General features: G+C 69.5%; 14 protein-coding genes. 6 read left to right on the plus strand and 8 right to left on the minus strand.

The features are described from left to right. Nucleotides 1-64: 64 nt before the first annotated feature. A complete protein-coding gene (locus QRN44_RS12420) occupies nt 65-1,393 on the plus strand; it encodes a nicotinate phosphoribosyltransferase (protein ID WP_285039264.1) in 1,329 nt (442 codons plus the stop codon). A gap of 43 nt (nt 1,394-1,436) precedes the next feature. Here QRN44_RS12420 and QRN44_RS12425 read toward each other — a convergent pair whose 3' ends face one another. The 3 genes from QRN44_RS12425 to QRN44_RS18615 form a co-directional block, all read right to left on the minus strand. Next, nucleotides 1,437-1,712 (minus strand): DUF3039 domain-containing protein, encoded by a 276-nt coding sequence (locus QRN44_RS12425; protein ID WP_064296346.1) that lies wholly within the window; start codon nt 1,710-1,712, stop codon nt 1,437-1,439. Between the two features lie 95 nt (nt 1,713-1,807). After that, nucleotides 1,808-3,379 carry a hypothetical protein gene (locus tag QRN44_RS12430; RefSeq protein WP_285039265.1) on the minus strand — a complete coding sequence of 524 codons (1,572 nt, stop codon included), beginning with the start codon at nt 3,377-3,379 and terminating at the stop codon, nt 1,808-1,810. Continuing rightward, nucleotides 3,355-5,136, minus strand: a complete 1,782-nt coding sequence (locus QRN44_RS18615; RefSeq protein ID WP_350310098.1) for an ABC transporter ATP-binding protein — start codon at nt 5,134-5,136, stop codon at nt 3,355-3,357. The genes QRN44_RS12430 and QRN44_RS18615 overlap by 25 nt, the downstream gene beginning before the upstream one ends. Nucleotides 5,137-5,407: 271 nt before the next feature. On the opposite strand from QRN44_RS18615, the gene QRN44_RS12440 reads away from it, so the two are divergent. From QRN44_RS12440 to QRN44_RS12460, 5 genes are all read left to right on the plus strand, one after another. Next, nucleotides 5,408-6,100: a phosphocholine cytidylyltransferase family protein gene (locus QRN44_RS12440; protein WP_064296200.1), complete on the plus strand. Its 693-nt coding sequence runs from the start codon at nt 5,408-5,410 to the stop codon at nt 6,098-6,100. A gap of 117 nt (nt 6,101-6,217) precedes the next feature. Continuing rightward, a complete protein-coding gene (locus tag QRN44_RS12445) occupies nt 6,218-6,985 on the plus strand; it encodes an ABC transporter permease (RefSeq protein WP_064296199.1) in 768 nt (255 codons plus the stop codon). Beyond that, a complete protein-coding gene (locus tag QRN44_RS12450) occupies nt 6,985-7,743 on the plus strand; it encodes an ABC transporter ATP-binding protein (RefSeq protein WP_064296198.1) in 759 nt (252 codons plus the stop codon). Before QRN44_RS12445 ends, QRN44_RS12450 begins: the two co-directional genes overlap by 1 nt. A 74-nt stretch (nt 7,744-7,817) precedes the next feature. Then, nucleotides 7,818-8,714, plus strand: a complete 897-nt coding sequence (locus tag QRN44_RS12455) for a hypothetical protein (RefSeq protein WP_502928643.1) — start codon at nt 7,818-7,820, stop codon at nt 8,712-8,714. Between the two features lie 84 nt (nt 8,715-8,798). Beyond that, nucleotides 8,799-10,274: a glycosyltransferase gene (locus QRN44_RS12460; protein ID WP_285039266.1), complete on the plus strand. Its 1,476-nt coding sequence runs from the start codon at nt 8,799-8,801 to the stop codon at nt 10,272-10,274. Here QRN44_RS12460 and QRN44_RS12465 read toward each other — a convergent pair. The 5 genes from QRN44_RS12465 to QRN44_RS12485 all read right to left on the minus strand — a co-directional run bounded on the left by QRN44_RS12465 (nt 10,195) and on the right by QRN44_RS12485 (nt 15,606). After that, complete coding sequence (locus QRN44_RS12465) at nt 10,195-11,403, minus strand: acyltransferase family protein (RefSeq protein ID WP_285039267.1); 1,209 nt, start codon at nt 11,401-11,403, stop codon at nt 10,195-10,197. The two genes, QRN44_RS12460 and QRN44_RS12465, sit on opposite strands and share 80 nt — an antisense overlap. 53 nt (nt 11,404-11,456) lie before the next feature. Beyond that, nucleotides 11,457-12,758 carry a CDP-glycerol glycerophosphotransferase family protein gene (locus QRN44_RS12470; RefSeq protein WP_285039268.1) on the minus strand — a complete coding sequence of 434 codons (1,302 nt, stop codon included), beginning with the start codon at nt 12,756-12,758 and terminating at the stop codon, nt 11,457-11,459. A gap of 68 nt (nt 12,759-12,826) precedes the next feature. Beyond that, nucleotides 12,827-13,711: a glycosyltransferase family 2 protein gene (locus QRN44_RS12475; RefSeq protein WP_285039269.1), complete on the minus strand. Its 885-nt coding sequence runs from the start codon at nt 13,709-13,711 to the stop codon at nt 12,827-12,829. Beyond that, a complete protein-coding gene (locus QRN44_RS12480) occupies nt 13,711-14,538 on the minus strand; it encodes a CDP-alcohol phosphatidyltransferase family protein (RefSeq protein ID WP_285039270.1) in 828 nt (275 codons plus the stop codon). Before QRN44_RS12480 ends, QRN44_RS12475 begins: the two co-directional genes overlap by 1 nt. After that, nucleotides 14,539-15,606, minus strand: a complete 1,068-nt coding sequence (locus QRN44_RS12485; protein ID WP_121290048.1) for a glycosyltransferase family 2 protein — start codon at nt 15,604-15,606, stop codon at nt 14,539-14,541. Nucleotides 15,607-15,698 lie beyond the last annotated feature (92 nt).

Genomic DNA, 15,698 nt, shown 5'->3' on the forward strand with positions numbered 1-15,698 from the left:
CCGATGGACGTGGCGGACCGACCGATCACCACGTTCCGAGCACGCTCGCGGCTAGGCTGAACGGGTGCACGAGTCCTCAGCTCTCCTCACCGACCGATACGAACTCACGATGCTGGACGCCGCCCTCCACCGCGGTACCGCGGATCGGGAGTGCCTGTTCGAGCTCTTCGCCAGACGCCTCTCCGGCGGCCGCCGCTACGGCGTGGTGGCCGGCACGGGCCGCTTCCTCGAACTGCTCAAGCACTTCCGCTTCGGTGAATCGGAACTCGAGTGGCTGCGCGAGGAGGGCGTCGTCAGCACGACGGCGCTCGACTGGCTCGCCGACTACCGTTTCTCGGGATCGATCTGGGGCTACCGCGAGGGCGAGGTCTTCTTCCCCGGTTCGCCGATCCTGGTCGTCGAGGGCACGTTCGCCGAGGCCGTCATCCTCGAGACCCTGGCGCTCAGCGTGTTCAACTACGACAGCGCCGTCGCCACGGCTGCCGCCCGCATGACCTCTGCGGCTGGCAGCCGCCCCCTGGCCGAGATGGGCTCCCGTCGGACGGGCGAGCGGTCGGCCATCGCCGCAGCCCGGGCGGCGTACATCGCCGGCTTCAGCGCCACCTCGAACCTCGAGGCCGGACGCAGCTGGGGCATCCCCACGATGGGGACGGCCGCACACTCCTTCACCCTCCTGCACGACTCCGAGGAGGACGCCTTCCGAGCCCAGATCGACACGATGGGCGCCGGGACCACGCTGCTCGTCGACACCTACGACATCGAGGAGGCCGTGCGACTCGGCGTCCGCCTCGCGGGTCCGGAGCTGGGAGCCGTGCGCATCGACTCCGGCGATCTGCCGATCGTCGTCGACCAGGTCCGCCGCCTCCTCGACGAGCTCGGCGCCACGTCGACCCGCATCACCGTCACCAACGACCTCGACGAGCACGCCGTCGCCGCCCTGGCCGCGTCCCGGGTCGATTCCTACGGCGTCGGCACCTCCGTGGTCACCGGCTCCGGCTCCCCCGCCATGGGCATGGTCTACAAGCTCGTGGCGCACCGCGACGACCAGGGCGACTGGATCAGTGTCGCGAAGAAGTCGGCCGAGAAGGCGACCGTCGGCGGCCGTAAGACGGCTGCGCGGGCCTACGACCGGCACGGGGTCGCCCGCGAGGAGCGCATCTACCTCGGCGACGGTCCGGCCGGCGAACACGAGGGTGCGGCCGACGCCGCCTCGGAACGCCCCTTGATGGTCCAGCTCGTCGAAGGCGGACTCGTGGACGAGCGGTACCTCGGTGCTGCAGGCACGCGTCAGGCCAGGGAGCACCGGGCACAGGCGGTGGCGGAACTGCCGCCCCGGGCCGTCAGCCTCACCCGTGGCGACCCCGTGCTCCCGACCGTCTACCTCGAAGGCTGACCGAGGCGAGGCGTCTCAGCGTCGGCCGCGGTGCGCTCCAGCGTCAGTCGCGGAGGAGCTTCTCGTAGATCTCCTTGCAGGCCGGGCAGATCGGGAACTTCTCGGGGTCACGACCCGGCGTCCACTTCTTGCCGCAGAGCGCCTTCACCGGCTTGCCGCTCAACGCCGACTCGAGGATCTTCTCCTTCTTGACGTAGTGCGAGAAGCGCTCGTGATCACCGGGCTCGATGTTCTCGCTCTCGATCAGCTCCTCGAGCTCACGATCCATGATCGCCGTGCTCCCACCGTCGGGCGTGCCACCGGGATCGATCGTGCTCATCTGCTGCTTCGTGCTGTCATGCTGCGCCATGGCTCCATGGTACCGCCGGACGGCACCCTGGTCTCCTGCGGACCGATCCGGTCGCCGACGTCGGGTCAGTGCGAGCTGGCGAAGCCGACGATCTCAGGGCTGCGGCGGTCGAAGACGCGACCGCCGGCGAAGATCCCGATCGCGAGGACCAGGATGCCCGTACCCGCACCGACCGCGAGTGCCCCGAAGTTCCAGTTCGGCTCGCCGGTGAGCCCGAGCACCGCCAGCCAGCCGGCGGGAACTGTGAGCAGCACGGTGCCGAGCAGGCTCAGGAACTGCGCGGACAGACCGCTGCTGCCCGGAACCTGCGGCTGCTGGAACGGGCTGTCACCGGGAAGCGACGTCGGGTACGGGAACCGTGCGGACACGAAGCTCGCGATACCCGCACCGCTGAACAGCAGGCACGTGCTCACCCCGATCATCGACGGCAGCGCGTCCCAGTCGCCGTAGAACAGGATGCTCAGCGTCGACCCGACCGCGATGAGCGGGATGCCGATGAGGAGCACGGGGAAGAGTCGGCCGATCCGATCCGATCGTCCGCGGACCCCCGAGGCGACGTGCAACCAGACCGCGGTCGAATCGAAGGCGAGGTCGTTGTGCAGGAGCCAGCCGAGGAACCAGCAGACGACCGGGAGCGGGACGAGTGCGAGGACGTTCATCGGGATGCCGGCGACGAGCATGGGCACGAAGAAGATGAAGGGCGCGATCGGGATGATCACGAGGGAGACGAGGTACCGTGGGTCGCGCAGCCAGTAGGTCATGCTCCGAGCGGCGATGGCTCCGGACGGGGAACCGGGGAGCAGGTCGAACCAGCCCAGGCCGGTGCTGTCGCGGCCAGTGCCGAGGCGCTCCGGCGCCACGAGCAGTCGCGCGACGAACGCCTGCCAGGCGAACCAGAGCAGGGCGATGGTCGCCGCGGTGAGCAGCAGCTTGACGATCGCCGGCGCGATGCCACCGAGTGCTGCGTCGCCGGGGAACGACCACACGGCACCGAGCGGGGTCCAGCTGAGGATGTCCGCGACCCGTCCGAGGACGGCGAATCCGTCGCGCTGCCAGTCCACGGTTGTGAGGGCGATGATCGCCGGGGCCACAGCGATGATGAGCACCAACCCGAGGACACCCATGACCTCCTTGGCGCGGCGCGTCGCGAGGAGGCTCGCGGAGATCGAGGTGGCGATGCGGGCCAGGAGCGCGCAGAGCAGCACGCCGAGGACGGCGGAGACCACGGCGAGGACGGCGGGCAACGGTGACCGCGACCAGGTGACCACCGAGGAGGCCGCGAGGACGGCGAGGACGAGCGACGGGACCGACACGAGCGCCGCCACGAGCAAGCCGGCGGACAGCGTGCGGTTGGGCAGCCCGAAGAGGGAGAACGCCCGAGGATCCAGCTGATCGTCGACACCGAAGACGAGCGGCAGGATGATGAACCCCAGCACGACGGCCGACCCGGCCAGCACGAGCAGGTTGCGGGTGACCTCCGGATCACCACCGCGCAGTGCGACGAGACCGGTGCTCGCGAGCACGACGATCCACACGCCGACCGCGATCGCGAGGACGAGCCCGACCAGTCGCCAGGGGCTGCGGCGGAACGCGTTGAGCGTCAGCTGCAGTTTCAGTCGGAGAAGCTGTGCAACCATTCCATTCCCTCTGCCGACTTGCGGCCCCCGGCGAGCTCGACGAACCGCTCCTCGAGCGTGCCCGTTCCGCGCACCTCGTCGACGGACCCGGCGGCCAGCACCTTGCCCTGCACGATGATGGCCACGTGATCGCACACGCGCTGGATGAAGTCCATGCCGTGGCTCGAGAGCACGACGGTCCCGCCGTTGGCGACGTACCGCTGGAGGATCTCGATGACGTTCGCCGCGGAGACCGGATCGACCGATTCGAACGGCTCGTCGAGGATGAGGACACGCGGCGAATGGATGAGTGCGGCCGCCAACGCGATCTTCTTCGTCATGCCCGCCGAGTAGTCGGAGACGAGACGGCCGAGCGCGTCGTCGAGACCGAAGGCACGAGCCAGATCGGTGGTCCGTGACTTGACGGTCGCGGGGTCGAGCCCCCGCAGGACGCCGGAGTAGTACAAGAGCTGGCTGCCGGTCAGGCGGTCGAAGAGCCGCAGCCGGTCGGGCAGCACGCCGATCGCCCGCTTGGCTTCGGCGGGATCCTGCCAGACGTCGACGCCCTGGACCGTGATGGACCCTGCGTCGGGACGGAGGAGACCCGTGACCATGGACAGGGTGGTCGTCTTGCCGGCGCCGTTCGGCCCGACGATGCCGTAGAACGAGCCACGTCGGACCTCGAGGTCGACGCCGTCCACCGCGACCGTGTCGCCGAACTGCTTGACGAGTCCCGAGATCGACAGGACGACGGGATGGGCGCCATCGCCGTCGGCCTCGCTGCGCTGCGGCGTCGCGGCGGGTGACGAGGTGGCGGCGGACGACGGTGTCGGCGCGGGACGGCCGGCAGGACGCTTCGGTGCTGCAGCCGGAGTGACGGCCTCCTCCCGCGGAGGCGCCACCGATACGGACCCCGACGGTGCCGGCGTCGCCTGCCGGGCCGTGTCGTCCACAGCCTCCTCGGCGATGGATGACGCGGTCGCCGGGGTCTCGGTCTGCGTGGCGTCGGCCCGAGGCTCCTCGACGGTGATCCGGTCGACGACCTCAGGGGAAGGCTGCTCGGAGGGCGTCGACGTCGTCGGCCGTTCGACCGATCCCGGTGCGCTGACCTCGTCGAGCACGCCGGCGGCTGCGGCGGCCGTCTGTTCGGGCTGCTTCGCGACGCTGGTGCGCGCCGGCGTGCGCTTGGCCGGCGTCCGGGCCGTCGTGGACTTCGTCGTCGAGGTGCGGGCGGTGGTCGTCTTGGCGCCGGCGGCCTTGGTCGCCGGCTTCGCGGCGGCGGAGCGCGCGGTCGTCGACCGGGGCGTCTTCGGGGTGGTGCTCGTCTCGGCCGACGCAGTGGCCTCCGGAGCATCGGCAGCTGCAGCAGCCGACTTCGCGGGCGTGCGCTTCGCGGCGGTGGTGCGCGCCGTCGTCGACTTGGTGGCCGTGGTCTTCGCCGTCGAGGTCCGAGCGGTCGTCGAGCGTGCCGTGGTCGTCTTGGGTGCCGGCTTCGTGGCGTCCCCGGGCTCCCCCGAGGTCTCGCTCGCCGACGTGGTGCGGGTGCGGGGCGTGCTCGGCCGCTTCGCCGGGGCCTTCGCCGTTCCGGCAGCCCGAGGCGTCGTCGAGCGGGGTGCGCGCTTCGGTGCCGTCGGCGCCGCAGCGGCCTGATCGTCGGAAGCGGTCGACGGCGCAGGAGCGCCGGTGGCGTCGGCGGTGTTCGGCGTGCCCGGACTCGTCGGCGTGCCGTCGGCAGGCGCCGGCTGCTGAGCGGGATCTGGCGGAGTCGTGGAAGTCACCAAGCAAACCTACCAACAGCGGCGGCCGCAGCGGACAGCGGAGTCTCAGGATGAACGGTTGACACATCTCCCCCAAGCTGTGTAAACGCCGGGCGGTCGATCACAAAACGACAACGGACCCTGGGAACCCCTGACAGACGGAGTTCACCGCGGCTAGCCTGTATTTTGGCATAACGGAGTGTCTTTCAATGCACGTCTTGGTTAATCCTCGGTGAATCGTCCACAGCATCGTGGCACCGCGTGATTCCATACCCACACTGAGGAGAACAACGTGACCACCCAGGTAGTGATCCTTGCCGCGGGGATGGGCAGCCGTCTCGGCCGCTCGCTTCCCAAGCCCCTGACCGAGCTCAGCGACGGCCGCACCATCATGCAGCAGCAGTTCGACAACATCCACCACGCGTTCGGAGCGAGCGCCAAGGTGACGATCGTCGTCGGCTACAAGCTCGAGCACATCATCGAAGCGTTCCCCGACGCCTCCTTCGTCTACAACGAGCAGTACGACCAGACCAACACCTCGAAGAGCCTCATGCGCGCCCTCGCGGCGTCTCAGGCCGGCGGCGTGCTCTGGATGAACGGCGACGTCGTCTTCGACCCCGCCGTCCTCGACCGCGCTGCCGCGATGATCGCCAAAGACCGTTCGTTCGTGACCGTCAACACCTCCAAGGTGTCCGACGAGGAGGTCAAGTACACGACGAGCGCCGAGGGCTACATCAAGGAGCTCTCGAAGACCGTCGTCGGCGGGCTGGGCGAGGCCGTGGGCATCAACTACATCTCGTCGCAGGACAAGACGATGCTCCACCGCTACCTGACCAAGGTCGGCGACCAGGACTACTTCGAGCGCGGCATCGAGCTCGCCATCGAGCGCGAGGGCATGCTCGTCGAGCCGGTCGACATCTCCGACCTCTACGCGGTCGAGGTCGACTTCGCCGAGGACCTCGAGCGCGCGAACCTCTTCGTCTGAGGTCCCCGTCCACATCGCACACGAACGCCGTCCCGACGCTGAGCGTCGCGGGCGGCGTTCCTGCGTCACCTCGATAAGGTTGGTCACGTGAGTTCTTCAGCTGAGACGCGGCCAAGGATGTCGCGATCGGCGAGGTACCGCCACGCGCTCTGGATCCTGACGGTCCGAGACCTGCGCGTGCGCTACTCGACGAGCGCGCTCGGCTACGTGTGGTCCATCCTCGACCCCCTCGTCATGAGTGGGATCTACTGGTTCGTCTTCACGCAGGTGTTCCGGCGCGACGTCGGCGAGGAACCCTACATCGTGTTCCTCCTCGCGGCACTGCTGCCGTGGATGTGGTTCACCGGATCGGTGTCCGACAGCACCCGCGCCTTCCTGCGCGAGGCGAAACTCGTGCGTTCGACGACGATCCCCCGGACCATCTGGGTGAACCGGATCGTGCTGTCGAAGGGCATCGAGTTCCTCGCTGCGCTCCCGGTCCTCGCGGCGTTCGCGATCTTCAGCGGCGCGCAGGTCAACCTCGACATCGTGCTGTTCCCGCTCGCCATCGTCATCCAAGCCGTCCTGACCATCGGGCTCTGCCTGATCGTCGCTCCACTCGTCGTGTTCTTCCGCGATCTCGAGCGCGCCGTCAAGCTCGTCCTGCGGTTCATGTTCTACGCGACGCCGATCATCTACAGCACGACGGCGCTGCCCGACAGGATCGAGCCCTTCGCGGCGTTCAACCCGCTCAGCGGGATCTTCGCGCTGTACCGTTCCGCGTTCTTCCCACAGGAACTCAACTGGCACCTCGTGGGTGTGTCCGCCGCCATGTCCACGGTCATCCTCGCGGTCGGTCTCCTCGTCTTCAAGCGCTGCGAGCGCTCCGTGCTGAAGGAGATCTGATGCCCACAGGCAACGCAACCGCCGCTCGGCCGGCGATCTCGGTGGCCGACGCAGGGATCCGGTTCCGGCGCAACCGTGGCGGTCGGCGGAGTTTCAAGGACCTCTTCGCCGGTCGCGACCGACGCTCGAAGCCGGGTGAGTTCTGGCCCCTGCGCCACGTCTCCTTCGATGTCGCCCCCGGCGAGGCCATCGGCGTCGTCGGACGGAACGGTCAGGGCAAGTCGACGCTGCTCAAGCTCGTCGCGGGCGTCGTCCTGCCCGATGAGGGCACCATCGGCGTGCACGAGGGTGTCGCGCCGCTCATCGAGATCACCGGCGGCTTCGTCAACGACCTGACGGTCCGCGACAACGTGTACCTGACGGCCGGCCTCCACGGCATGTCCCGGCGCGAGATCGACGGACGGTTCGACGACATCATCGCCTTCGCCGAGATCGCCGACTTCGTGGACACCCCGTACAAGCATCTCTCGAGCGGCATGAAGGTCCGCATCGCCTTCGCGGTGATCGCGCAGCTCGAGGAGCCGATCATCCTCGTCGACGAGGTCCTCGCCGTCGGCGACCGCGCGTTCCGCGAGAAGTGCTACCGGCGCATCGAGGAACTCCTCGATGGCGGGCGCACCCTGTTCTTCGTCTCGCACAACGAGAAGGACCTCCGACGGTTCTGCACGAGGGGGCTCTACCTCGACAAGGGGGCGCTCGTGCTCGACGCGCCGATCGACGACGTGCTCGACCGCTACAACGCCGACTACAACAGCTGAGGCCTGCCAGCAAGCGTCAGTCGACCCGCAGTGGGTCGACGTAGACTGGCCGCCCCGCCCACGAGGAGGCCGTCATGACCGGACCGCAGCCGGGACCCGTTCCGGGTCCCGCCCAGTTCCCCACCGCCGCAGCACAGCAGCCCATGCTGCCTGAGCCGGGATGGGTGCGGGCGCTCGACCGACTGCTCTGGGTCCAGCGACCGGTGGTCGTGGCACACATCCGGTCGATCCGGCGGATGTACCCGAACGCGACGGCGGACCAGCTCATCCGCGTCCTGGAGCGCCGGTACCTCACGACGGTGACGACGACGGGAGCCGCTGTGGGCGCGACCGCCGTCGTCCCGGCGATCGGGACGGCGACGACCCTTGCGCTCTCCGGTGTCGAGACGGCGGGGTTCCTCGAGGCGACCGCCCTGTTCGCCCAGTCGGTCACCGAGGTCCACGGCATCGCCCTGGCCGATCCGATGCGATCCCGCGCGCTCGTCATGACCATGATGCTCGGCAAGGCCGGAACCGACCTCCTGCGGAACTTCGGATCCCAGGCGGCCGGGAAGGGCATCCCCCGGCAGGCGTTCTGGGGCCAGACGATCACCCAGGGTCTGCCGTCCATGATCGTGGGCCCCGTCGCCGACCAGTTGCGGGTGCGCTTCATGAAGCACTTCGCGGCGAGCGGCAGCGCCGGCGTCATCGGCAAAGCACTGCCCTTCGGCGTCGGAGCTGCCGTCGGCGGCATCGGCAATCACATGCTCGGCCGACAGGTCGTCCGTGCCGCACGCCAGGCGTTCGGACCGGCGCCGTTCGTCGTCCCCCTCGACCTCGAGCCACGGATGCGGGCCGTCTCCGGCCGGTCCGGCCTCGGGAAGGTCCGCGACCAGGTGTTCCGTCGCCGCAAGCACCTGGCCATCGAGGCCGGCGGCGATGCGGCCGGCAGCGAGACGGTCGACCCGGACGGGCCCGAACAGCGTCCCTGACCACCCTCGGCGCGCTCGGGCTCAGCGCCGACCGGGCCGGTCCGGATGCGGCATCCCTCCAGGTCCATCGCGTACCGTCGGAGGGTGAGACTTCCATTCCTGCGCCGTCCCCAGAAGCCCTTCCCGGAAGGCCGCCACTTCGCGGTGACCTGGGGTCTGTCGGACGACTTCGGCGGCATGACGGAGGCGATGCTCCAGCGCTCGCGCGCGTTCATCCGATTGGCCGACACCCCCGTCGACGTCCTCACCTTCGACCACCGCGCGGACTACCCCGAGTTGGAGGCACGGCTGCGCACGCGAGGAGACCTGATCGACGGCCTCCGGGTCGTCAACCTCTGGGACTGGCTGCGCGACAACCCCCTGCCGGGTGGGTCCCTCGACCTGGCCCGCCACGGGTTCACCCCGCTCCCCCTGGAGAACGGCAGCGCGGAACGACGCCGCGGCGACGTGGTCCTCGGCCGCGAGCGACACGACGAGTCCGGTCAGATCCTGCAGGTCGACGTCTACCGGACCGACGGCACCCTGCTCCTGTCCGACCGCCGCGACACGCGCGAGCGGGGTGTCAAGGGCGGCCGGTCCGTGGTCCTCTGCGACGACCAGGGCCGTCCCGTCCGGTCCTGGGGGCGCATCTGGTCCCTGTACCGCGCCTGGTTCGACACGCTCACCGCGGGCGCTCCGGCCTGGATGATCGTCGACAGCAAGACCATCGCCCCGTTCGTCCTGAGCTACCGGAAACGCAACGTCGTCACCGCGCATGTCGTGCACGCCTCGCACCTCCAGGGCACGGAACGACCACACGGTCGGCTGCGGGAGTCACGGCGAGCGGTGTTCGAGGCGCTCGACGACTTCGACCTCGTCGCCCTCCTCAGCGACCGCCAGCTCGCGGACGTGACGACCATGCTCGGCGAGCACGCCTCGCTCGGGGTCATCCCGAACTCGCGCGAACTCGTCGCACCGGACGTCGCGAGTGCACCTCGGCCTCGCAGCCGCGGCATGTTCCTCGGTTCGCTCACGGCCCGGAAACGGCCGGCGAACGCGATCCGCGCCGTCCTCGCCACCACCCCGGTGGACGGGCCTCCCCCGACACTCGACGTCTACGGCGGCGGGGAACTGCTCGACGAGTTGCAGACGCTCCTCGCCGCCGAGGACCCGGACCACCGCGTCGTCCTGCACGGTTACGACCGCTCGGCCCGGCAGCAGCTCGGCTCGGGTTCGTTCCTCGTCATGACCTCGACCTCCGAGGGCTTCCCACTCGTGCTCATCGAGGCGATGGCGGCCGGGTGTCTCCCCATCGTCGTCGACGTACCGTACGGGCCGGCCGACATCGTCCGCGACGGTTGGAACGGGTTCCTCGTGCCGTCCGCGGAACCGGCCGTCGTGTCAGCCGCCATCGAACGCCTCCTGTCGCTCCCCGAGGGCGAGGTGGATGCGATGCGTCAGCACGCCAGGGCGACCGCAGAGCAGTACGACGACGAGGCCGTCACCCGTCGGTGGGCTCAGGAGTTGCACGCGGCCGCTCGCCGGAAGAAGCGGAACGCACTCGTCCCTCGCGTCGGCTGAGCATCCGGGAACGCACCGCAGCGACCCCCGACTGTACCCCCCGACCGACGCTGCGCGCGAGGCCGTGGGACGGACGCTCGACGAGCTGGAAGAACCCGGCGGCGATCAGCAGGCTCAGTGGGACACCGACGATCCCGACCAGCCACCAACGCTCATCTCCGAACGAGAAGGCGAGTGTGGCCAGGATCGGGGCGTGCACGAGGTACAGACTGAAGGACACCTTCCCGAGCCAGAGGACCGGCGGCGCCTCGAGGAGCCGACGGGCGAAGGGGCTTCCGATGGCGACGACGATGAGGCCGGCCGCGCCCACACCCGACAGGCCCCAGAGCGCCTGACCGAGCGTCGATGAGGATTCGACGAACGGTCGGGAGAGCCAGCTCGCGACGAGCAGGAGCGCGGACCCGCCCGTGAGCAACGCCCATTGCAGCGGGCGGGACCGATCCGCAGCCCAGGCTCGGAGGTCGTCGAGCCTGACGGCGATCAGCGTACCGATGAAGAACGCCGGCAGGTACACGGCGGCGTCCAGTCCCGCGACCCGTCCGAGCACCATGATCACGGACATCAGTGCGGCGACCGGCCACGCCCAGCGGCGCAGCAACCGAGCGAGGAGGACGGCGATCGGGAGGAGGAGCGTGAAGATCAGCTCCCAGCGCAGCGACCACAGGGTGTTCACCAGCGTGTAGCTCGCCGGCGTCAGGGTGGCCTCTCTCAGGAGGTGCAGCGGGTCGACACTCGTCGCGTTCGCGTTCGCGATCCACTCACCGGTGGTCACCGACGCCGGGTCCCTCGGAATGAGGAGGATGAGGGCGGCGGCGAACAGCAGCGATCCCCACACGGGGAGGTAGAGCCGCACGAATCGGGCGGCGAAGAACCCCGGCCAGCTCGCGCCGCCTCGCAACAGCGGCAGCGCGACGACGAGACCGCTGAGGACGAAGAACACCTGCACGGCCTCGGTGCCGGCGAAGAGCAGCTTGAGTGGCGTCTCGGTCGCGATGTCCCAGGCGGGCTCCGAGATCCGGCCCGTCGCGAAGGGTCGTGCGAGCAACGACACGTGGTAGAGCACCACGACGACGCTGGCGACACCACGGACTCCGTCGAGGGAGGCCAGTCGCCCGGAGGACGGATTCACCTGCCCGACCCTACGCGGTTCTCCTGGGCGCGGACTCAACGGCTCAGGGCGCCTCAGGCGCGTCCTCTGTCGTCGTCATCCTCGTCTTCGTCCTCGTCGTCCTCATGCTCGTCGAGCTTCGGCCGGCCATCGGCGTGCGCGAGGGCGAACCGTTCCCATTCCGACATCAGATGCTCGATGGCGCTGTGGAACCTCGCCGTCGTCACTCCGGGCGTCGTGTCGCCGAAGTAGTACTCGACCCAGTGCTGCAGCCGAGCGACCGTCTCGGGATCACCGAGGAGTCGGTCGACGCCGTCGACGATGTCCGCGGCGTCCGACGCATCGAGCCACTCGCACGCCGAGAGGTACCCTCCGGTGTCGATCTCCGCCTCCGGGTTCACGGGACGGGTGATCATGAGCGGCTTCCCGCTCGCGAGGCGGTCGTAGACCATCGCGGAGATGTCGACGATGGCCGCGTCCGCCGCCGCCAGCTGCCAACCGAGGTCGGCACCCGTGTCGACGACGTGCTGGGCCGAGGCGTCCGCACGGTTCGCTTCCTGAAGCGCGGCCATGATCTCGCGGTTCGCGCTCGCGTAGGCCGGATCGACGACACCGCTCCGCGGGTGCGGACGGTACACGACGCGGTGCCGCCCGGTCGCGATGAGTGCTCGGACGAGGGCGACGCCGTGGCTCGCGATCGAGCCGTACGCCGCGGCCGCGCGGTCGCCCTCCCAGGTGGGCGCGTACAGGACCACGGTTCGCTCATCGGGCGTGTAGGGCAGTTCGCCCGAATAGTGGTCGGCCTGGGGGCGGCCGATCATGATCGCGCGCTTGTCGAAGTCGTAGTCCCAGAGCACCCGCTCCAGCCGGTTCCTCGCCGCTTGGCCGGCGATGAGGCTGTAGTCGTAGGCCTTGAACTGGTTGGTCGTCATGTACATCTTGTCGCTCTCGCCGTGGTTGACGAAGACGTGCCAGCGGGAGCCGTAGCGGAACATCTGGAAGTTCTTGGCGTTCTGGTTGACGTACAGCACGACGCGGATGTCCTGTTCGGCGAGCGTGCGCTCGAGGGCGACGACCGTCCGGACGTAGGCCGTCGGGATCGGCGACTCCTCGAACAGCTTCGCCGCCGCCGTCGCACCGCGGCTGAGGATGAGGACGGGCCACCGCTTCGACAGTTCGGCGAGCGGCCGGTACCACTGGCGGATCTGGTACATGTTGACGGCACCGTCCGCGAAGTACACGGCCACCTTGTAGCGCCCCGGCTCGATCACGGGAGCCGCCTGCATCTGCGCCGCGAGGACGGCTCTGGCGCGGCGGTTGGCGAGCAGGTCCTTGGCGAGCGTGATGGCACGACGACCGTCTCTGATCAGTCCCATGTCAGCTCCAGCATCCGTCAAGCGTAACGACGCCAGGTCACGGTCGGATCACGACGGGCGCCGGCCGCTCAGATGACCGGAGGTCGCCCTGCGCGCGTCATCCGCCAGACCGTCCGCCAGCGCAGTGGGCGACGTTCGCCGGGGTCCGTCCGCCAGCCCTCACGCCAGCCGCCGAACCAGGGGCGGAGGGCCTCCGGCTTCCGCCACCACCGGATCACCTGGATCGCGGTCCAGGAGCCCACATACAGCGGAATGAGCGGTGCGGGGAGGTTCCGCCGTGCGAGCCAGACCCGGTTCCGCGCGTTGAGCCGGTAGTAGGCGGTGTGCCTCGTCGGTTCGGTCACCGGGTGGTTCGCTTCGAGGGAGGCCTCGTACCAGGCTCGCCTCCCCTGGTCCCAGACCCGCCAGGCGAGCTCGATGCCCTCATGCGCGTAGAAGAACGGGTCGGCCCACCCACCGACGGCGTCGAACACCGACCGCGGCAGCAGGACGGCCGCTTCGAGGCAGGAGAACACGGCGCTCGAATGCCTGGGGTCCTTGTCGTGCGTTCGCGGCACCCAGCGGGACGGCGTCGCTGCTCCGTCCGCGTCGGCGAGCCGGGGCTGCATGAGGCCGATGGACCGGTCCGCGTCGAGCATCGCGATGGCGTCGCGGAGGAACGTGGTGGACGGGATGGTCGCGTCGTCGTCGAGGAAGAAGACGAACTCCCCCTGCACGGCGTCGGCACCGCGGTTGCGTCCGGCGGGGATCCCGAGGTTCTCCGACAGGGCCAGGCCTCGAGCGCCGTCCGGAAGTCCGGTCGGCTGCCAGCCGTTACCGACCACCACCACGTCGAGCTCCACCGCTTGCTGGGCGAGCACGCTCTCCACGGCTGCGGTGAGCTCGACCGGGCGGGTCCCCTGCGTCAGGACCACGACGCCGACGGAGCGCGTGACCGGGATCGGGCCGGACATCACGCGTGGAGCCGTTTCGACGAGACGATCGCGACGAAATGCCCGACGAGCGTCAGGAGCGCGAGCGGTACGAGAATCGCGAGCACCCAGCGCATCGCCTCGACGTCGCCGACGAACAGGCCGACCACGGAAGCGGCGAAGATCACCATGGTGAGTTCGACCGAGTGGAAGAGCCGGTGGAACGGGAGGAACCGCGCCACTCTCCGCGCCGTCGCGAGCAGTCCCCCGCGCGGCGCCGACTCCTCGGTCGAGTAGGTGAGTTTCGGCGCCCCGAAGCCGGCGCGGGCGACCCGCACCATGTCGTTCAGCGCCTTGTTGAGCACGACGAACAGCGCGAGCGCGAATCCGAGGGTGATCCAGACCAGGTCCTCGGGCGCATCCACCGGCCACGCGGCGGCACGGACACCGAGCGCGATCGCGATGAGTGACTCGGTGGAGTAGTGGCCGACGGAGTCCAGGAACGCACCTGCCGGACTCGACGTCCGCCGCCAACGCGCGACCTCGCCGTCGCAGCAGTCGAGGAGCATCTGCGTCTGCCCGAGCACGAGTGCGAGGGCCGCACCGCCGAATCCGGGGATGAGGAGCGCGGCGGCCGTCGCCCAACCGGTCAGGATCATCAGACCCGTCACGCCGTTCGCGCTGATGCTCGTGCGCAGCAGCAACCACGTGATGTACGGCGACAGGTCTCGCAGGTAGAGGTCGGCGGTCCAGTGCTCGGCGTTCTTCCGCGCGCGGACCTCCGGCGGTTGCGCCACGGCTCGGAGTTCGGCGATCGTCCGCGGGGGCGTGAGCCGCGGACCGGTTCCGGCCGTGCTGGGATCCGACATCTAGACCGCCTTCGGTGGATTGCGCAGCGCGGAGATGCCCTTCGCGAGCGAGCCGTAACCGAGCACGAACCCCGTGCCCCAGCAGAAGTGGATGCACGGCAGGACGGCGAGCATCCAAAGGCTCGTGCGCATCCCGTCCCGCCCGGTGACCACGATGCTCGCGAGCAGCACGATGGCCGCATAGGCGATGGGGGCCGCGAACCCGATGAGCAGCCACGGCGTCGCTCCCGCTCCCAGCTGGACCAGGCCTCCGAGCCCGAGCAGCGTGCCGAGCACGACGCCGAGCACCAGGACCGGTGGCGCGAAGTAACGGAGCGTGCCGCGGGTGGGGAAACTCCGACTGAGTTCGCCGCGCCAGAGTCCGGTGGAGAAGAACTGTCGCGCCAGGGCGCGCATGCTCGCACGCGGGCGGTAGACGACGCGCAACGCGGGCGTGAACCAGACGAGGCCACCGGCCTGCTTGATCCGGCGGTTGAGCTCCCAGTCCTGTCCGCGTTTGATGCGCTCGTCGAACATGCCCACCCGCATGAGCATCTCGCGGTCGAAGACGCCGAGGTAGACCGTGTCGGCCGGCCCCTCTCGACCGCCGACGTGGTGGGGTGTGCCACCGAGTCCGACACGCGAGCCGTACGCCCGCGCCACCGCCGTCTCGAAGCTCGTGCGTCCCTGGGCGTCCATGATGCCGCCCACGTTCTGCGCCCCCGTGCGGAGCATGGTCTCGACCGCGAGACGCGCGTAGTCGTCGGGCAGCTCCGAGTGGGCGTCGACCCGGATGACAATCGGATGCGTCGACGCGGCGATCGCCAGGTTGAGCCCGGCCGGGGTCGACCCGACGCGGTTCTCCAGCACGTGGATGCGGGGGTCGGCCGCCTGGAGCTCTCGGACGAGCTCGGTCGTGCCGTCGATGCTCGGCCCGACGGCGATCGTGATCTCCACGTCGCCGGCGTAGTCCTGCGCCAGGAGGCTGTCGACAGCTGCTCTGACGTGTCGGACGTCGTTCAACACCGGCATCACGTAGGAGACTCCGGGCGACGACGGTGCGTCGGCCTGGCCTGTGTCGTTCGACATGGGGGTTCACTCCGTGTTTCGTTCGATCGAGCCTAGCAGCCGGTCGTCGGGGTGGCCCGGACGCGGAGGACGCCCGCACGGAGGCCGTGCGG

Origin of the sequence: Plantibacter sp. lyk4-40-MEA-4 (assembly GCF_030209415.1) — a bacterium.
Lineage (GTDB): Bacteria > Actinomycetota > Actinomycetes > Actinomycetales > Microbacteriaceae > Plantibacter > Plantibacter flavus_A.